This window comes from Actinoplanes sp. 13, from assembly GCF_056134165.1.
On record NZ_JBVYOQ010000011.1, the window covers coordinates 167,981 to 185,822 of the forward strand.

Here is a 17,842-nt window from a genome sequence, read left to right on the forward strand (position 1 = left end):
CGTAGCCTGACCAGCCATGACCAGCCGTGACGATGTGTGGACCCAGACCGACGCCGACTCACCCTGGACCGACGACGCCCGCGCGCTCGTGGTCCTCGCGTCGATCGCCCGTGAGCTGTCCGACCACACCCGCTCGTTCGTCGCCGCCGACGGGCGGCCGGAGGTGAAGCTGGTCGAGGAGGCGTCACGCGCGGTAGCCAACGCCGAGCGCCTGCTCGCCGCCGCCGTCGTCACCTGCCGCGCCGCCGGCCTCTCCTGGAAGGAGATCGGCGAGTCACTCGGCGTCACGAAGCAGACCGCGCAGGGCCGCTTCACCGGCGCGGTCGAGCAGTGGGAGGACGCGCTCGCCCGCCCGGAGCGGCTCCCGCACGGCGCCAAGTTCACCGCCGCGGTCGCCGCCGAGCTGGACGGCTGGGCGGTACGCCACCGCGAGTCGCACCAGTACGTCTCGCCGCGGCACCCGAACGCCCCGCTCTCGGCCGGGCTGCGCCGGATGGGCCCGTTCGAGGAGCAGCTCGACATCAGCAGCCGGCGCCGGCGCCACCTGGAGGAGCACATCTTCCCGGCCGCCCAGCTGGCCCCGCTCTACGACCGGGAGGCGGTGCTGCACGACCGGCTCGCCAACGCCGGCGTCGACCCGGCGAACAACCGGGCGTCCGCGGACCGGGCCCGCGCCCGCGCCGAGGAGTGCCGCCGGCACCTGGCCAAGGAGTACCCGCCGCTGACCATCCAGACCGCTGACGGCCCACGGGTCGCCGCCACCTGGGACACGAGCGTGGGCAAATACAAGTGCCCGGTCTGCCCGGCGCTCAGCGGCACGACGGTGGCGGCCCTCGATCACGCCGAACACGGGCACGAGCTACCGGTCGCATGAGCGGGGGAACCGGCCGGGAATTCCGCAACGATCCCCGGCCGGCCCGACCCCATCGTAGAGAGCAACATGATCGTCCGGGCACGCCGGACGTCGTACGCCCGCTGATCCTGACCTCGGCTTCCGTGCTCGGCGCGAGCGTCATCGGGGTATGCGGTCCGCGTCAACCTCTGGACACGGGCCGCACTTGATGACGACCATGAACGAGACACCGAGGTCGTGCCGGATTCTTATCCCGCTGATCAGGAAGGACGGGCCGACATGACCGGATTCGCTGCTCGCATCCGCCGCGCCACCATGGCCGAGCATCGGGAGGCCGAGAACAGGACGTTCATCTCGCGCCTGATGGCCGGCAAGGTGCCGCCGGCCGGCTTCGCCGAGCTGACCGCTCAGTACCTGGTCATCTACCGCGAGTTGGAGATCGCCGCCGGCGAGCTGCGCGACCACGAGGTGGCCGGCCCGTTCGCCGACCCGGCGCTGTTCCGGGTGCCGGCCCTCGAGTCCGACCTGGCCACTCTCTACGGACCCGGCCGGCAGTCGGCCGTGCCCGTGCACGACGCCACCGAGCGGTACGCCCAGCGGCTCCGCGAGCACTGCCGGACCTCGCCGGCCCACTTCATCGCCCATCACTACGTCCGATACCTCGGCGACCTGTCCGGTGGGCAGCTGATCGCCCGGACCCTCACCGAGAAGTACGGGCTGGGCGCGGCCGGCACGGCGTTCTACCGCTTCGACCAGATCGACGACCTGCGCGCGTACAAGACGGCGTACCGCGTGAAGCTGGACGCCCTCACCCTGCCCGAGGACCAGCTCGCGGTGGCCGTCGCCGAGGCGCAGCTGGCCTTCCGCCTCAACGGCGCCGTCTTCCAGGACCTGGCCGCCGCCTACCCCGACGACCTGGTCACCGCCGCCTGACCCCCGCGTCGGCAACTTCAGCGTGGGGAGTCGGGGTGCGTAGCTGACCGCAAGTCCCCACGTTGGATCGGCGGCGGTCTGCGCCGGCGCGCCGGGTCTGCGATCATCCGGTGATGCCGGACAACCCACGACTGCGCCGCTTGGCCGCGATGCGCGCCTGCGACCGGCTTCTCTCCGGCGTACGCCCGATGACGATGCGGGAGCGGCTCGCCGAGCTCAGCGAAGCGGACGGCCTGGACGCTCTGCCGGACTTCTACGGGGACGGACCGGTCGCCGCCCTGGAGAGCCGGATCGCCGAGTTGCTCGGCACCGAGGCGGCTGTCTTCTTCCCCACCGGCACCATGGCTCAGCAGGTGGCGCTCCGCCACGGCGCCGAGATCACCGGCAGCCGGGCCGTCGCCCTGCATCCGCTCGGGCACCAGGAGGTGCACGAACGGCACGCGTACGCCGACCTGAGCCGGCTGCGGGCGGTCCCGTCCACGGCCGCGGCGCGCAACCCGACCGCGGCCGACCTCGCCGCGCTCGACGAGCCGGTCGGCACCGTGGTGTTCGAGCTGCCGCTGCGGGATGCCGGCTTCGTGCTGCCCACCTGGGACGAGCTGACCGAGGCCTGCGCGGCGGCACGGGCGGCCGGCGCGCGGGTGCACTTCGACGGCGCCCGGATCTGGGAGTCGGCGCCGCACCTCGGCCGGCCGTTGCCCGAGATCGCGGCGCTGGCCGACAGCTCGTACGTCTCGTTCTACAAGACCGTCGACGGCATCAGCGGCGCGGCTCTCGCCGGGACCACCGCTCTGGCCGCGTTCGCCCGGTCCTGGCGGCACCGTTACGGCGGCAACGTCTTCCAGCAATGGCCGGCCGTGCTGCTCGCGACGGCCGGTCTGGATCGCGAGCTGCCGCGGATCCCGGATTATGTGCGCCATGCCCACACCGTCGCCGCCGCGCTGTCCGGGCTGCCCGGCGCGCGGTTGCTGCCGCACCCGCCGCACACCCATCAGTTCCGGCTCTATCTGCCGTTCCCGGCAGGGCAGCTGGACGAGGCCGCGCTCGCGCTCGCCGAGCAGGAGCGGACGTGGTTCGCCGGTGGCTGGCGGGACACCGAGGTGCCGGGCGTCGCGTTCACCGAGGTCACCGTGGCGGCCGCGGCTCTGGAGTGGACCGCCGCCGACGTGACCGACGTGGGTCACCGCTTCCTGAGCAGAGTGCGGTAGGGCCGGGTGGGCACCTGGCTGGCGACCGTCACGTTCCCCGACGGCACCGTCCGGTACGCGCAGTACAGCACCGTCGTCGAGGCCGTCCTGAGTGGCCTGTACCCCGAGGTGTGCCGTCCCGGTGAGACGCTGCCCAGCGGCGAAACCTGCTATCGCGCGGAACCTGTCGGCGACCGTCTCCCGTCCTTCCCCGAGGCGCCTCTGTCACCGGCCGGCGATCTGGTGCTGGTCCGGATCGAACGGGAGCCGGGCCCCGGCGTCTGGCACGCGCTGTACTGTCCCGCCCGCGCTCAGCTGCTCGGCCCGCTCTCCGGCCACTACGCCCTGCGCCTGCAGGAGCAGTACGACTTGATCCCGGACGTGGACGGCGTGCGTCATCTGTGCCGCTGGGCCGGGCAGGACACGGAGTGCGGCCGCCGCGTCACCGGCGAGCCGCTGGGGCTGCTGCATCCGGCGTGGGGGATGAGCACGACACCGCTGCCCGGATATCGGGGCGACCCGCCACCCGCGCCCGACCTGTTCGCGGAGTGGACCGCTCCCGATCTCTGCCGGCCGTGCTTTCTGGCCTGGCTCACCGCCCCGGATCCCGGCGTCGTCCCTGCTCCTGGCGTTTCCGGGCCCGCCGCCGCCACCGCCAGGCGCCCGTGGTGGCGTTTCGGAACCTAGGCCGCCCTTGTCCGGACCGCATTCCGCACCCTACGCTGCCAGCAGGAGGAAAGCGCTTTCCTCGTAACCGCCCGGAGGAGTTCCACATGGCAGCGCGCAGATCCATCGGCATCGTCATCAACGGGGTGACCGGCCGGATGGGCTATCGGCAGCACCTGGTCCGCTCGCTGCTCGCCATCCGCGAGCAGGGTGGCGTCCCGCTCGCCGGTGGCGGGCACATCTGGCCCGAGCTGATCCTGGTCGGCCGCGACCCGGACAAGCTGGCCGCGATCGCGGCCCGGCACGGGCTGACCGAGTGGACGACCGACCTGGACGCGGCGCTGTCCCGGCCCGACGTCGAGATCTACTTCGACGCCCAGGTGACCGCGCAGCGGGAGAAGGCGATCCGCCAGGCCATCGCGGCCGGCAAGCACGTCTACACCGAGAAGCCGCTGGCCGAGAGCTCGGCGGCCGCCGAGGAGCTGGCCGAGCTGGCCGACTCGGCCGGGATCCGCAGCGGCGTGGTGCAGGACAAGCTGTTCCTGCCGGGGCTGCGCAAGCTGAAACGGCTGATCGACGGCGGCTTCTTCGGGCAGATCCTGTCGGTGCGCGGCGAGTTCGGTTACTGGGTCTTCGAGGGGGACTGGCAGGTCGCCCAGCGCCCGTCGTGGAACTATCGGCTGGCCGACGGCGGCGGCATCGTGATGGACATGTTCCCGCACTGGAACTACGTGCTGGAGGAGCTGTTCGGCGCGGTGCGCTCGGTGCAGTGCACCACCGCCACGCACATCACCAAGCGGGTGGACGAGCGCGGCGAGGAGTACGTGGCCGACGCCGACGACGCCGCGTACGCGATCTTCGAGCTCGAGGGCGGCATCGTGGCCCAGCTGAACTCCTCGTGGACCGTCCGGGTCAACCGGGACGAACTGGTCGAGTTCCAGGTCGACGGCACCGAGGGCAGCGCCGTCGCCGGCCTGCGCGGCTGCAAGATCCAGCACCGGGCGACCACGCCGAAGCCGGTGTGGAACCCGGACCTGCCGCTGTCCGGCACGTCGTTCCGTGACCAGTGGACCGAGGTGCCCGACAATGAGGAGTTCGACAACGGCTTCAAGGTGCAGTGGGAAGCGTTCCTGCGGCACGTGGTGGCCGGCGAGGCGTTCCACTGGGACTTCGCGTCCGGCGCCCGGGGCGTGCGCCTGGCCGAGGCGGGCCTGAAGTCGGCCCGCGACGGCGGCCGCATCGAGCTGGGGAACGCCTGACATGGCGACGGTCGACCTGCCCGGCGGGCGGCAGCTCACCCTCTCCGCGGATGGCGGCTGGGCGAAACCGGACAATCCGCCGGCCAGCCGGATCGCGTACGCCGCGGCCCACGTCGTCGCCGACCCCCGGGCGGAGAACGCGCCGGGCGCCCCGGCCGTCCTGGACTGGGACGCCACCCTGCGGTTCCGGCATCACCTCTGGTCGCACGGCTTCGGGGTGGCCGAGGCGATGGACACCGCGCAGCGCGGGATGGGGCTCGATTACACGGCGACCAGAGAGCTGATCCGGCGCAGCGCGGCGGAGGCCCGGGCGGTCGGCGGCCGCATCGTCGCGGGAGTCGCGACGGACCAGCTTCCCCCTGGTCAAGCCACTCTCGATCAGGTGCTTCGGGCGTACGACCAACAGCTGTCCGATGTCGCCGAAGCCGGCGCCGTGCCGGTCCTGATGTGCAGTCGCCATCTGGCGGCCGCCGCCCGCGACGCCGACGACTACCTCGCCATCTACCGCGACCTGCTAACCCGGTCGGACAAGCCGGTCGTGCTGCACTGGCTCGGCACCGCCTTCGACCCCGCGCTGGAGGGTTACTGGGGCTCCACCGACGTAGACAAGGCCACCGAGACCGTGCTGGAGCTGGTCAACAGCAATCCGGCCCGGGTGGACGGGATCAAGATCTCGCTGCTGGACGCGGCCCACGAGATCCGGCTGCGCCGCCGCCTCCCGGCGGGGGTACGGCTCTACACCGGCGACGACTTCAACTATCCCGAGCTGATCCGCGGCGACGAGCAGGGCTATTCCGACGCGCTGCTCGGCATCTTCGCCGCGATCGCGCCGGCCGCCGCGGCCGCCCTCGCCGCGCTGGACCGGGACGACCTGGCCGAGTACGACCGGGTCTTCGCGCCGACCGTGCCGCTGTCCCGGCACATCTTCACGACGCCGACCTTCTATTACAAGACCGGCATCGTCTTCCTGGCCTGGCTCGCCGGGCACCAGGACCACTTCACCATGGTCGGTGGCCTCCAGTCCGGCCGTTCGGTGCCGCACTTCGCAACGCTGATCGAGTTGGCCGACGCCGCCGGCCTTCTTCCCGACCCGGACCTCGCGGCGCACCGGGCCAACCGATTCTTCGAGGTGATGGCCGGATGAAGCGGTTCTCGTTCAACCAGATCACCGCCAAGCACTGGGCCCTGCCCGAGCTGGTCGACGGTCTGACCAGGGCCGGCGTCGAGCAGCTGGCGCTCTGGCGGGAGCCGGTCGCGGAGTACGGCCTGGAGCGCTCCGCCGCACTGGTGCACGACGCCGGCCTCACCGTGACCTCGCTCTGCCGCAGCGGCTTCTTCCAGGCGCCGGATTGGTTCGACGACAACCGCCGGGCCGTCGACGAGGCCGCCGCCCTCGGCGCGCCGGTGCTGGTGCTGGTCTCCGGTGGCCTGCCGGCGGGCTCGAAGGACATAGCCGGCGCCCGTGCCCACGTGGCCGACGCGATCGCGCAGCTGGTGCCGCACGCGGCCGCCGCCGGGGTGACCCTCGCGATCGAGCCGCTGCACCCGATGTACGCCGCCGACCGCTGCGTGATCAACACCTGGGACCAGGCGATGGCGATCGCCGAGCAGCATCCCGCCGGTCAGGTCGGCGTCACCGTCGACACGTACCACCTGTGGTGGGACGACACCGCGCTCGACAAGATCGCCCGAGCCGGCGAGCGGATCGCGATCTACCAGCTCGCCGACTGGATCACCCCGCTGCCGGCCGGTGTCCTCACCGGGCGCGGTCTGCCCGGTGACGGATGCATCGACATGCGCGCCTTCCACTCCGCTGTCGAGAAGGCCGGTTATACCGGTCCGATCGAGGTCGAGGTGATGAACGAGGAGCTCTGGGGTCGCCCCGGCCAGGAGATCCTGGCCGCGACGATCGCCGGGTACCGCACGATCTGACCCCCTGCTCCGGGTCCGGCCGCCACGGTCAACGGCGATCACGCGGATCGGCCCCGGTCAGCCGGCCGGCTCCCGCACTGTCTCCACGCCGTCAAGGCAGTGCGGGGCCGGTCGGCCCTTTCGGACGATCCAGTTCGGACCGCATCGAGCCCTATGCTCATGATCCGCGCGGCGTCCGCCGGCGGATCCACGGGGGAGAATCATGCGACGCTCCACGCATCTCGCTGTCATCCTGCTCACCACCGTCTCGGCCGGCCTGCTCGCCGGCGCACCCGCACAGGCCGCCACCACCGCAGTGGCCACCGCTGGTGTGAGCACGGTGCAGTACAAGGCCGCCAAGAAGGCGCAGAACCAGGTCGTGGTGACCCGGTCCGGGAACACCGTCACCATCGACGACCGGGTGGCCGTCAAGGCCGGCAAGGGCTGCAAGAAGGTCAAGGGCGACAAGACCAAGGTCCGGTGCCGCACCGGCAAGGCGCCGAAACTGGTGCGGGTCTACACCTACGACCGCAACGACTCGATCCGCAACAACACCGGCCTGGCGACGTACGCGGACGGCGGCACCGGCAACGATGTGGTCATCGGCGGCTCGGGCAACGACAAACTGCACGGCTGGACCGGCTCCGACCGGATCCACGGCGGCGGCGGCGAGGACCACATCTGGGGCTGGACCGGCACCAACACGATCTACGGCGACGCTGCCAAGGACACCATCTGGGGTGGCGACGGCGTGGACCGGATCTACGGCGCCGGGGGCAAGGACGAGATCTTCGGCGCCGGCGGCAACGACGTCATCGACGGTGGGGCCGAGCGGGACTGGCTGATCGGCGAGGACGGCAACGACTCCGTCTGGGGCGGCGCCGGCGACGACTACATCGACGGCAGCGCGGGCGACGACTTCCTTTCCGGCGGCGACGGCCGCGACGAGCTGCATCCTGAGGACGGCAACGACCGGGTGTACGGCGGCGCGGGTCCCGACTTCATCGACGCCGACGCCATCAACGGCAACGCCAAGGGCGCCGACTACTACTCCGGTGGCGCCGGTCGCGAACAGGACCTCGTGTCGTACACCCAGTACTCCGAGGACCTGGTCGCCGACGCGGACGGGGTCAAGGGCGACGACGGCGCCAAGGGTGAGGGCGACACCATCGCCACCGACGTCGAACGCATCTGGGGCGGGGGCGGCAACGACAAGCTCTCCGGCGGACCGGGTGACCACAGCCTCGACGGCGGACCGGGCAACGACACGCTCCGCGGCGGTGCGGGAGCCGATTATCTGTTCGGCGGCCCGGGCACGGACCTGCTGTTCGGCGAGGCCGGCGACGACTTCCTCGACGGCGGCGACGAGGACGGTGCAGCGGAACAGCTCGACGGCGGGCCGGACACCGACGGCTGTGAACTGTGGACCGGCGACACCGCCCTCAACTGCGAGAACGTGGCCGGGCCCTAGCGTCTGTCCCGCGCAGCTCCACCAGGAGCCCGTCACGGTCGGTGAGAACCGCCCCGAGGATGCGCCGGCCTGCCGCGAGCAGGTCGGCGACATCCGGGGTGCTCAGCGCGTACATCACCAGTGCGCCGTCCCGGAACGAGGTCACGATGCCGGCCCGGCGCAGCACCGCGAGCTGCTGCGAGAGGTTCGAGGCCTCCACGTCGATCTCGGCGAGCAGGTCGCGGACCGGTCTCGCGCCGTCCTGCAGCAGTTCCAGCACGCGGATCCGTACCGGATGACCGAGGGTCCGGAACATCTCGGCCTTCGCCTGGTACAGCGGCACTGACACGGCGCGCGTCCCTCCGATAGGGCTCTCCGCGACTCAACGCGGTGGACGTGACGCGGTTACGGCAGATGAGCAATTTCGGAGTTGCAGAAATCCGCAATCGCTCCGCACACAGTAAAAATTCCCACGGCCCGCCCCGTCCTGATCGGACAGCCGGTGCGACCCGAATCCCGAGGGGTCGGCGAGGCTGGAATCAGACGGATCAGCCGGGGAGGAAACGCAATGCCGGACATGGATGTAGCCCTCAAGGACGCGATGCAGATCGACGGCGCCATCGGCGTCGCGCTCGTCGACCGATCGAGCGGGATGGCGCTGGGTATCGCGGGCGGGACCAGGGACTTCGACCTGACCGTGGCGGCCGCGGTGAACACCGAGGTGATCCGGGCGAAGCTGCGCACCATGGAAATGCTCAGCCTGCACGAGAGCATCGAGGACATGCTGGTGAGCCTCGAGACGCAGTACCACCTGATCCGTCCGCTGACCGGGCGGTCGGGGCAGGGTCTCTTCCTTTATCTGGCGCTGAACAAGGACCGGGCGAACCTCGCGCTCGCCCGGCACCAGCTGAAGCGCATCGAGGAAGGCCTCGACATCTAGCGCCGGCGGACCGGCTCGAAGAACGACACCGGTTCGGGCGCGGGTTCGCGCACCGGGTCGCCGTCCAGGATCTCGGTCATCCGGCGTACCGTCGGGTCGCCCTCGTCGGCCACGTAGTCGTTGTCCAGAGTGGCGTCGGGACCGTCCGGGACGCCGAGTCCCCGGAAGATCGGCGTGGTCACGAACGTGACGATCAGGTTCACCGCCAGCGCCACGATGCCGACGTAGATGCTGGCGTCGCTGTCGATGCCGATGGTGTCCAACGGCCAGGCCGACCCGCCGAAGTGCTCCCGCACCACGGTCCGGCCGTCCGCGCCGCCGTATTTCGGCACCTGATAGAGCATGACCATGCCGACGAGCAGCCCGGCGCCGATCCCGCCGGCCAGCGCCCACCGGTGGAACCAGTTGGTGTAGAGGCCGAGCGCCACGGCGGGCAGCGTCTGCATGATCACGACTCCGCCGATGAGCTGGAGGTCGATCGCGAACTGCGTGTTGAGCAGCAGGATCACCAGAAGGGCGCCGAACTTCACCGTGAGCGAGACGGTCTTGCTGACGTACGTCTCCTCCTTGGCGGAGGCGCCGGGCCGGAAGTACTCGCGGTAGATGTCCCGGGTGAACAGGTTCGCCGCGGCGATCGACATGATCGCCGCCGGCACCATGGCGCCGACGCCGATCGCCGCGAAGACCATGCCGGCGCCCCAGGCCGGCGCATTCTCGGCGAACCACTGCGGTACGACCGTGTTGCTGTTCCCGCCGACGGCCTGGGTGTCGCTGTAGATCGCGGCGAACCCGACCAGCATCAGGATGCCCAGCGTGAGCGTGTAGATCGGCAGCACGGCCAGGTTCCGTCGCAGCGTGCCCCGGTTCCGTGAGGCCAGCACCCCGGTCAGCGTGTGGGGGTAGAGGAACAGCGCGACCGCCGAGCCCAGCGCGAGCGTGACGTAGTTGAGCTGGCTCTGCGGTGCGAGCAGCAGCCCGTCGTCGGTCCGCGGGGTGGCCGTGAACTTGTCCTGCGCCACCCGGAACACGGTGTCCCACCCGCCCGGCATCATCGACACGATCATCACGACGGAGAGCACCGCCCAGAGGATCAGGGCGTCCTTGACGATCGAGACGAGAGCCGGCCCGCGCAGCCCGGAGCTGAACGTGTAGAGCGCGAGCACCACGAACGCCACCGTCAACGGCCAGCCCTTGGGCAGACCCATCACCTCGAAGACCGCTTCGATGCCGATCAGCTGGAGGGCGATGTACGGCATGGTGGCGACGATCCCCAGCACCGCGATCAGCGTGCCCAGTTCACGGGAGCCGAACCGCGCCCGGACGAACTCGGCCGGTGTCACGAAACCGTGCACATGGCAGACCGACCAGAACCGGGCCAGCACCACGAAGAGCATCGGGTAGACGATCACCAGGAACGGCACCGGGAAGAAGCCGGCGGCGCCCAGGCCGTACACCAGGGTGGGCACCGCGACGAACGTGTATGCCGTGTAGACGTCGCCGCTGAGCAGGAAGAACGTCACCCAGTTGCCGAACGCCCGCCCGCCGAGCCCCCACTCCTCGAGGCTGTGCAGGTCGTTCGGGCGCCGCCACCGGGAAGCCGCGAAGCCCATCACCGCGACCACACCGAAGATCAGCGCGAAGACGGTGAGCTGTACCGCCTGGGCGTCCATGTCGGGCATGTCAGCGCGCCTTCAGATGCACGTACGCGATGACCGAGCTGGCCAGGAACGCGAATCCCAGCTGGCTCCAGTAGAAGAACGGCAGCCCGAGGAAGGTCGGCTCGAAGCTGTTGTAGATCCACGGCGTCAGGGGCACCACGATCGGGATCAGCAGCAGCCAGTTGCGCCGGTCAGCGTCGGGACGCCGGAAGAAGCCGCGAAGCGTGCGCCGGTCCACCCGCGCGTCCTCCGGCGCGGCGTGCCGCGGACGGGACGTCGGCATGGTGCGGGGGACCTCGGCGCGCGGCGGCCACTCCGGCGGTGGCCCCTGCACCGGGGTGTGCCAGTCGGGTGATCCGTAACGCCAGTCCGCCATGCCAGCCTCCGGAGCGTGATCAAGTCTCCACCGGGCGCAATGTTCGCAGGTGATCAATATCACCATGATCATCCATTCGGACGAGGCACCATCGGCCGTTCGGTCTTCGATGCACACTTGGCGCATGCTCGCTCCGCCGATGGCCGAGATCCGGACCGCCATGATGATTCAGCAGTGGCGGCAGCTGACCTTCCTGCACTGGCGCTATCCGGCCGAGGCGTTGCGGCCCCTGCTTCCCGCCGGGCTGGCCCCGCACACCATCGACGGCGATGCCTGGGTCGGGCTGATCCCGTTCCTGATGTGCGAGGTCAGGCCGCCGAAACTGCCCGAGCTGCCCTGGCTGTCACGTTTCCCGGAGACCAACGTGCGCACGTACGTGACCGGCCCGGACGGCGTGCCGGGGATCTGGTTCTTCTCGCTCGACGCCGCCCGCCTGGCGGCGGTGGCCGCGGCTCGCGCCGGATTGGGCCTGCCCTATCGCTGGGCCCGGATGTCCCTGCGCCGCGACGGCGACGTCACCACCTATCAGGGCAGCCGCCATCTGGAGCCACGTGGCGCCGGGTACCGGATCAGCGTGCGGTCCGGGGCCGAGATTCCCGAGGCCGGTCTCGGCGAGCTCGACCACTTCCTCACCGCGCGCCACCGGCTCTACACCAGGCATGCGGGACGCCTGGTCACGGCCGACGTCTGGCATCCGGCGTGGCCGCTGCACCGGGCCGAGCTGCTGGAACTGCGCGAGGACCTGACCCGTGCGGCCGGACTGCCCGAGCCGCACGGCGCCCCGCTGGTGCATTACTCGCCCGGCGTCCGCACCCGGATCGGGCTGCCCCGCATCATCAGGGCATTGTGAACTCGGCCGCCAGCATCCCGAACTGCAGCTCGTTGCTCCACTCGCCCTTGAACATCTCGTTCTCGACGAGCCGGGCCTCCTGGCGCATCCCGAGTCGCCGGGCCACGTTCGCCGAGGCCTGGTTGCGCTCGTCGACGCGGGCCACGATCCGGTGCAGGCCCAACTCGCGGAAACCCAGCCGAAGCATCTCCCGGGCGGCCTCGGTCGCGTACCCGTGACCGGCGAAATCCGGGTTGAACACGTAACCGATCTCGCCACCGAGGTGCTCCCTGCTGTGCCAGAAGAGCAGCACGTCACCGACCAGCTCCCCGGTGGCCCGCAGCTCCACGCCGAGCCCCAGAGCCTGTCCCTCGTCGGTGACGGCCGTGGTGGCCCAGATGCCGCGAAGGCGTTCCTCGACGACCTCGCGGGTCATCGGCTCGAACGGCACGTACCGGCAGACGTCGGGCCGGCTCCGGTAGGCGAGCATGGCCTCCACGTCGGCCGTGGTCAGCGGGCGCAGCGACAGCCGCTCGGTCAGGATCGGGTACTCGGGACGCAACTCGGGCATCCCGAGATCTTCGCACAGGCGTTCGAGTTATCCACAGCCTGTGTGTTCCGCCTGTGGACGCGTGGTGCGGCCTAGATGCGGTGACTGTCGTCGTTCATGCGACGGTTGACCAGCAGCCAGGCGCAGGGCAGCAGAGCCGCCGCCAGCGCCGTCTTCAGAACGTCGCCGAGCACGTACGGGACGAACCCGTTGGCCAGCGCGGACGGCAGGTCCATGCCGGTGGCGAAGGCGAGCCAGGGCACGCCGATCAGATAGATCAAGGCGTTTCCGGCGACCATCAGCACGACGCTCAGCCCCGGCCTGCGGTCCGCGCCGAGCGCGGCGAGCTGACCGGTGAGCGCCGCGGCCAGGATGAACCCGAGCAGATAACCGCCGGTGGCGGCGGGCCAGCCGGACTCCCCGCCGGCGAACCAGGGCACGCCGAGCGCGCCGGCCACCGCGTACAGCAGCATGCCGGCCGCGCCCCGGCTCGCGCCGAGTGCGGCGCCGGCGAGCAGCACCGCGAAGGTCTGCCCGGTGATCGGCACGGGCGAGCCGGGCACCGGGAGGGCGATCTGGGCGGCGGCGCCAACCGCGGCCGCGGCACCGGCGACCAGGAGCACGTCCCGCACCGCCGAGCGTCCCCAGACGTCGGCCAGGACACCGGTGGGACGGCCGGGAACCATCGTGCCGAAAGCGCTGTAGGTCACCGCACATCCCTTCTGCCCCGCTGGCTTGGCAGGCACTTTAGGGCCGGATCGGCCGCAACGGCGGGGCCGGCGATCAACTGTGATGATGTGGTGATCGTTCACAAGAGCCCGGACCTGGAATGCCGCCGTGACGGCACTCTTGGTCCGGGCGCGTGCTCAGAACGTGAGCGTCCAGATGTTGATGTACCCGGTGCCGGTCCGGTAAACGTCCCGGGGCCCGCCTCGTCCGCCCGGGCCCGAGGTCCGGCATGGACACGTCGGCGGCGTTGGTCCCCGTGCGACCCGCCGGCGACGCTGACCGGCCCGCGGGACCGGTCAGGCGCCGATCTCGGTGACGTCGACGAGTGGCTCGCCGTTGTGCCACTGCGCGTGGATGACGAAGCTGCGCGCGGTGGACGTGAAATAGATGGCGAGGTTCGTGTCCGAGCCCTGCTTCTGCACGCTGTAGCCGTCCGCCGGCGTCGCGGTGACGAGGGCGACCGTGCCGCGGTCGGTCATCCTGATGACCGCCTGCCCGCCGTCGCAGCGGAACGTCCGCACATACGTCTTAACACCGTCGTCACCCCTGGTGACCGTCCACCCGTTCTCGGTCGTCGTCGGCGGCGTCGTGGTCGCGGCCGGCGCGGTCGTCGCGGGGGCGGTGGTGGCCGGTTTCGACGTCGGCTTCCGGGGCGTCCTCGTCGGCTTCGGGCCCGGTGTCCCGGGCGAGTCCCCGGTCGGCTCGGGACGCTCCGGCGCGGCCGGCGGCGGGGTCGGTGAGCTGGTCGTGGTGACCGCGACCTGGGCGGGCGGCAGTTGGTCGAGGTCGGGCAGGGCGCCGCTCTCGGCACGGGCCGCGTTGAGAACCGGGGACAGCGCGAACGAGGCGAGCACGATGCTGGTCGCCGTGGCCACACACCACCCGGCTATCGGCAGCCACCTGGAAGATCGCACGATGGCATCTTCTCACCTGCCCCTATTGTTTGCGCCATGGCGTTGATCCTGTTGGTCGAGGACGACCGCATCATCACGGCGGCGCTGACCCGTGCGCTGACCGACGCCGGGCACGTCGTGCGCCCGGTGGGGCAGGCTGCCGCCGCGTTGCGGATCGTCACTCAGGAGCGTCCCGACCTGGTCATCCTCGACCTCGGGCTGCCCGACATCGACGGCACCGACGCGCTGCGGATGATGCGTACGGTCTCCGACGTCCCGGTGATCGTGGCGACCGCCCGCCGGTCCGAGGCGGACATCATCGCGCTGCTCCAGGCCGGCGCCGACGACTACGTGACCAAACCGTTCTCCGGCGGGCACATCCTGGCCCGCATCTCGGCGGTGCTGCGCCGGGCCCGGAGCACCCAGGAGCAGCAGCCCAACACCATCACGGTGGGTGAGCTGGTGATCATGCCGAGGCAGCGCCGGGTGGAGTTGCGCGGTGAGCCGCTGCAGCTGACCCGGCGGGAGTTCGACGTTCTGGCCTACCTGGCCGAGCGCGTCGGTCAGGTGATCAGCCGGCGGGAGCTGATGAACCAGGTCTGGCAACAGGCCCGGATCGGCGAGGAACAGACGATCGACGTGCACATCTCCTGGCTGCGCCGCAAGCTCGGCGAGACGGCCGCCAAGCCCCGTTTCCTGCACACCGTCCGAGGGGTGGGCGTCATGATGGTCGATCCGCAGTGAGGTGGGCGCTGAACCGGCTGGCGCTGGCCATCACGTCGATGGTGGCGCTGGCGTTTCTCGTGCCGCTCGCCGTGGCCACCCGGCAGATCGCCTATGACCGGGCCATCTCGGAGGCGCGGCAGCAGGCCACCTCGATGGTGACCGTGCTGGGCGTGGACAGCGACCTGGTGAACCTGACCAACGCGGTGGCCAGCACCACGGCCGGCAGTGCCGGCCAGATGGCCGTGCACCTGCCCGAGCTGGACCCGATCGGGGTTTCGCACCTCACCGATGCCACGGTGCGGCGGGCGTTGCAGGAACGGCGTTCGGCGACCGCTGAGGCGCCCGGTGGCATCGCATACCTCCAGCCCACGGTCATGACCGATGGTCGTACCGTCGTGGTCGAGGTCTTCGTCCCGCAGGAGGAGACGCGGCGCGGGGTGCGGACCGCCTGGCTCGCCCTCGGTGGGCTCGCGATCATCCTGGTCGGCGGTTCGACATTGCTGGCCGACCGGCTCGGCAGCCAGCTGGTGCGGTCCACCCGCCAGCTCGCGGCGGCGACGCGCCGCCTCGGCGGTGGCGAGCTCAACGAGCGGATCACCCCGACCGGCCCGCGTGAGCTGCGCGACGCGGCCCGCGACTTCAACACGATGGCCGACGATCTGCGCCGGCTCCTCGACCGCGAGCGCGAGCTTGCCGCCGATCTTTCACACCGCTTGCGTACGCCCTTGACGGGTCTGCGGCTCGACGTGGAGGCGATGCCGCCCGGCCCGATCGCGGAACGGATGCAGCAGGCCTGTGACCTGCTCGACGAGGAGCTCGAGGCGATCATCACGGGTGCCCGGCTGGGCAGCATCGAGAAGCGCGGCACGGAGCAGTGCGACCTGGTCGAGGTGCTCGCCGACCGGCTGGCGTTCTGGTCGGTGCTGGCCGAGGACCAGGAGCGACCCTGGGAGGTGGTCGGCGGCAACGAACCGGTGATGGTGCCGATGCCGCGCAGCGAGGTGATCCTCGTGGTGGACGCCATGCTGGGCAACGTCTTCTCGCACACCCCGGACGGGGTGGCGTTCCGGGTGCTGGTCTCGGCCAGCGGCCTGCTCGTCGACGACGCCGGCCCGGGCATCGCGGACCCGGCGAGCGCGGTGCGGCGGGGGTTCAGCGGTGCCGGCTCGACCGGGCTGGGTCTGGACATCGTCCGCCGTGCTGCCGAGACTGTTCGCGGGCAACTGGTCATCGACCGCAGCCCGCTCGGCGGCGCGCGCGTCGGCCTCCTGATGCACGCCGCGCCCGAGCCCTCGGAAACGCCGCAGCGCCGCGGCCGCCGTGCGGTTTCATAAGGGTTTTCGGTCGCTTTAAGGCTCCCTTATGGCAGCTCCCCATAGCGTTCCGGCTCGTAACAACCGCCAGGACGAGATGTCTGGAGAGCTGACATGCGCAGGAAGATCACCTACCCGCTGGCTACCCTCGGGATGGTCGCATCGAGCTTGGTCGTCGCGTCGTCCCCGGCCCTGGCGCACGGATATGTCTCCTCGCCGCCCAGCCGCCAGGCGCTCTGCGCGGCCGGCACGGTGGCGAACTGCGGGGCCATCCAGTTCGAGCCGCAGAGCGTCGAGGCCCCGAAGGGCTCCACCCAGTGCAACGGTGGGAACAGCGCCTTCTCGGTGCTCAACGACGAATCCCGGAACTGGCCGGCCGCGACCGTCGGCAACACGGCCACTTTCAACTGGGTGCTGACCGCCCGGCACCGCACCGCCACCTGGACGTACTCGATCGACGGCAAGCAGATCGCCTCGTTCGACGACAAGAACCAGATCCCGAACGCGACCGTCTCGCACCGGGTCGACGTGAGCGGCTTCTCCGGCAAGAAGACCGTGCTCGCGGTCTGGAACATCGGCGACACCCCGATGGCCTTCTACAGCTGCGTGGACCTCAACATCGGTGGTGGTGGCGGCAACGCCACGACGCCGCCGACCAAGGCACCCACCACCGCCCCGACCAAGGCGCCGACGACCGCCCCGACCAAGGCCCCGACGACCGCCCCCACCACGGCAGCGCCGACCGCGACGACCGCGCCGACCGCCACGTCGAACCCGGGCACGGGAGCCGGCCAGCAGTGGGCGCCGGGAGTGGCGTACAAGGTCGGGGACAAGGTGACCTTCCAGGGTGTGACGTACGAGTGCCGCCAGGCGCACTCGTCGATCCGCAGCTGGGAGCCGTCCATCTGGACGCTCGCCCTCTGGCTGCCGCTGTGAAGCGCCGGTTCGTAGCGGTCGCGCTGGCCGCGCCGTTCCTGCTCGCGGCGTGCGGTACCGACACCAGCAAGGACACCGCGGCACCGAAGGCCGAGACCGCGCAGACCCAGAACGTCAAGAACGTCTCGGAGATCAGCGCGGGGTCCACCTACAACGACACCGACGTGATGTTCCTGCAGATGCTGGTGGACAACCAGGAGCAGGGCCTGACGATGGTGGAGATCGCCGCCGAGCGGGCGCAGCGCCCCGAGGTCGTCGACCTGGCGAAGGCCGTGCAGGCCACCCAGTCCGACGAGGTCGGCATGATGAAGAACTGGCTCACCGAGTGGGGCAAGCAGACCACCGTCGACAAGCGGGTCAGTCTGCACGCCGACCACGGCGGGATGCCCAGCACCGGTGACGAGGAGATCGAGGCGCTGCGCACGATCGGGCCGAAGAAGTTCGAGACCGCCTTCCTCAACCTCTTCCTGGCGCACCAGCACAACGCGATCGAGATGGCCGGCCTGGAGCTGGACAAGGGCAGCAACGACCTGGCCAAGTCGTACGCCGAGCGGGTCAAGCAGTCCCGCGCCGATCAGGTGCAGCAGATGTTGAAACTGCTCAACAGCTGACCTCCGGGCAGACAGGGCGATC

The 17,842-nt window shown here is 70.7% G+C and carries 20 protein-coding genes; 14 read left to right on the forward strand and 6 right to left on the reverse strand.

Annotated features, from left to right (window positions below; all coding sequences use genetic code 11):
* The first annotated feature begins 16 nt into the window (after nucleotides 1–16).
* The 8 genes from AC0NH5_RS22540 to AC0NH5_RS22575 all read left to right on the forward strand — a co-directional run bounded on the left by AC0NH5_RS22540 (nucleotide 17) and on the right by AC0NH5_RS22575 (nucleotide 8,280).
* Nucleotides 17–874, forward strand: coding sequence for a hypothetical protein (locus tag AC0NH5_RS22540; protein WP_474406996.1), 858 nt, complete (start codon nucleotides 17–19; stop codon nucleotides 872–874).
* Nucleotides 875–1,132: 258 nt separating this feature from the next.
* Entirely contained in the window at nucleotides 1,133–1,786 is a 654-nt protein-coding gene (locus AC0NH5_RS22545; RefSeq protein WP_474406998.1) for a biliverdin-producing heme oxygenase, read from the forward strand.
* A 113-nt stretch (nucleotides 1,787–1,899) separates the two neighbouring features.
* Nucleotides 1,900–2,994: a threonine aldolase family protein gene (locus AC0NH5_RS22550; protein ID WP_474407000.1), complete on the forward strand. Its 1,095-nt coding sequence runs from the start codon at nucleotides 1,900–1,902 to the stop codon at nucleotides 2,992–2,994.
* 6 nt (nucleotides 2,995–3,000) lie between these two features.
* Nucleotides 3,001–3,660: a hypothetical protein gene (locus tag AC0NH5_RS22555; protein WP_474407002.1), complete on the forward strand. Its 660-nt coding sequence runs from the start codon at nucleotides 3,001–3,003 to the stop codon at nucleotides 3,658–3,660.
* Nucleotides 3,661–3,746: 86 nt separating this feature from the next.
* Nucleotides 3,747–4,898: a Gfo/Idh/MocA family protein gene (locus AC0NH5_RS22560; protein WP_474407004.1), complete on the forward strand. Its 1,152-nt coding sequence runs from the start codon at nucleotides 3,747–3,749 to the stop codon at nucleotides 4,896–4,898.
* Nucleotide 4,899: 1 nt separating this feature from the next.
* The gene (locus AC0NH5_RS22565; RefSeq protein WP_474407006.1) at nucleotides 4,900–6,042 is read left to right on the forward strand and encodes a dihydrodipicolinate synthase family protein; all 1,143 of its coding nucleotides are present in this window, start codon (nucleotides 4,900–4,902) and stop codon (nucleotides 6,040–6,042) included.
* Nucleotides 6,039–6,830 carry a sugar phosphate isomerase/epimerase family protein gene (locus tag AC0NH5_RS22570; protein ID WP_474407009.1) on the forward strand — a complete coding sequence of 264 codons (792 nt, stop codon included), beginning with the start codon at nucleotides 6,039–6,041 and terminating at the stop codon, nucleotides 6,828–6,830. The genes AC0NH5_RS22565 and AC0NH5_RS22570 overlap by 4 nt, the downstream gene beginning before the upstream one ends.
* Before the next feature lie 202 nt (nucleotides 6,831–7,032).
* Nucleotides 7,033–8,280, forward strand: coding sequence for a calcium-binding protein (locus AC0NH5_RS22575; protein ID WP_474407012.1), 1,248 nt, complete (start codon nucleotides 7,033–7,035; stop codon nucleotides 8,278–8,280).
* Here the strand turns inward: AC0NH5_RS22575 and AC0NH5_RS22580 are convergent.
* Nucleotides 8,252–8,608: an ArsR/SmtB family transcription factor gene (locus AC0NH5_RS22580; RefSeq protein ID WP_474407015.1), complete on the reverse strand. Its 357-nt coding sequence runs from the start codon at nucleotides 8,606–8,608 to the stop codon at nucleotides 8,252–8,254. The two genes, AC0NH5_RS22575 and AC0NH5_RS22580, sit on opposite strands and share 29 nt — an antisense overlap.
* 219 nt (nucleotides 8,609–8,827) lie before the next feature.
* Here AC0NH5_RS22580 and AC0NH5_RS22585 point away from each other — a divergent pair, with 219 nt between their 5' ends.
* Nucleotides 8,828–9,199 carry a hypothetical protein gene (locus AC0NH5_RS22585; RefSeq protein WP_474407017.1) on the forward strand — a complete coding sequence of 124 codons (372 nt, stop codon included), beginning with the start codon at nucleotides 8,828–8,830 and terminating at the stop codon, nucleotides 9,197–9,199.
* Here AC0NH5_RS22585 and AC0NH5_RS22590 read toward each other — a convergent pair.
* Together AC0NH5_RS22590 and AC0NH5_RS22595 are read right to left on the reverse strand one after the other, a co-directional pair.
* A complete protein-coding gene (locus tag AC0NH5_RS22590; protein WP_474407152.1) occupies nucleotides 9,196–10,869 on the reverse strand; it encodes a sodium:solute symporter family protein in 1,674 nt (557 codons plus the stop codon). The genes AC0NH5_RS22585 and AC0NH5_RS22590 overlap by 4 nt on opposite strands.
* Nucleotides 10,870–10,879: 10 nt before the next feature.
* A complete protein-coding gene (locus tag AC0NH5_RS22595; protein WP_474407019.1) occupies nucleotides 10,880–11,233 on the reverse strand; it encodes a DUF3311 domain-containing protein in 354 nt (117 codons plus the stop codon).
* Between the two features lie 124 nt (nucleotides 11,234–11,357).
* Between AC0NH5_RS22595 and AC0NH5_RS22600 the strand changes: the two genes are divergently transcribed.
* Nucleotides 11,358–12,083, forward strand: a complete 726-nt coding sequence (locus AC0NH5_RS22600) for a YqjF family protein (protein WP_474407022.1) — start codon at nucleotides 11,358–11,360, stop codon at nucleotides 12,081–12,083.
* Here the strand turns inward: AC0NH5_RS22600 and AC0NH5_RS22605 are convergent.
* The 3 genes from AC0NH5_RS22605 to AC0NH5_RS22615 all read right to left on the reverse strand — a co-directional run bounded on the left by AC0NH5_RS22605 (nucleotide 12,070) and on the right by AC0NH5_RS22615 (nucleotide 14,255).
* Nucleotides 12,070–12,633: a GNAT family N-acetyltransferase gene (locus tag AC0NH5_RS22605; RefSeq protein ID WP_474407025.1), complete on the reverse strand. Its 564-nt coding sequence runs from the start codon at nucleotides 12,631–12,633 to the stop codon at nucleotides 12,070–12,072. The genes AC0NH5_RS22600 and AC0NH5_RS22605 overlap by 14 nt on opposite strands.
* Nucleotides 12,634–12,704: 71 nt before the next feature.
* Nucleotides 12,705–13,298: a biotin transporter BioY gene (locus AC0NH5_RS22610; RefSeq protein ID WP_474407154.1), complete on the reverse strand. Its 594-nt coding sequence runs from the start codon at nucleotides 13,296–13,298 to the stop codon at nucleotides 12,705–12,707.
* 339 nt (nucleotides 13,299–13,637) lie between these two features.
* The gene (locus AC0NH5_RS22615; RefSeq protein WP_474407028.1) at nucleotides 13,638–14,255 is read right to left on the reverse strand and encodes a DNA mismatch repair protein MutL; all 618 of its coding nucleotides are present in this window, start codon (nucleotides 14,253–14,255) and stop codon (nucleotides 13,638–13,640) included.
* 36 nt (nucleotides 14,256–14,291) lie between these two features.
* On the opposite strand from AC0NH5_RS22615, the gene AC0NH5_RS22620 reads away from it, so the two are divergent.
* The 4 genes from AC0NH5_RS22620 (at nucleotide 14,292) to AC0NH5_RS22635 (ending at nucleotide 17,820) form a co-directional block, all read left to right on the forward strand.
* Complete coding sequence (locus AC0NH5_RS22620; protein ID WP_474407031.1) at nucleotides 14,292–14,978, forward strand: response regulator transcription factor; 687 nt, start codon at nucleotides 14,292–14,294, stop codon at nucleotides 14,976–14,978.
* Complete coding sequence (locus AC0NH5_RS22625) at nucleotides 14,975–16,294, forward strand: HAMP domain-containing protein (RefSeq protein WP_474407033.1); 1,320 nt, start codon at nucleotides 14,975–14,977, stop codon at nucleotides 16,292–16,294. Before AC0NH5_RS22620 ends, AC0NH5_RS22625 begins: the two co-directional genes overlap by 4 nt.
* 93 nt (nucleotides 16,295–16,387) lie before the next feature.
* Nucleotides 16,388–17,209 carry a lytic polysaccharide monooxygenase gene (locus AC0NH5_RS22630; RefSeq protein WP_474407035.1) on the forward strand — a complete coding sequence of 274 codons (822 nt, stop codon included), beginning with the start codon at nucleotides 16,388–16,390 and terminating at the stop codon, nucleotides 17,207–17,209.
* On the forward strand, nucleotides 17,206–17,820 hold the full coding sequence (locus AC0NH5_RS22635; RefSeq protein WP_474407037.1) for a DUF305 domain-containing protein: 615 nt from the start codon (nucleotides 17,206–17,208) through the stop codon (nucleotides 17,818–17,820). The genes AC0NH5_RS22630 and AC0NH5_RS22635 overlap by 4 nt, the downstream gene beginning before the upstream one ends.
* The last annotated feature ends 22 nt before the right edge of the window (nucleotides 17,821–17,842 follow it).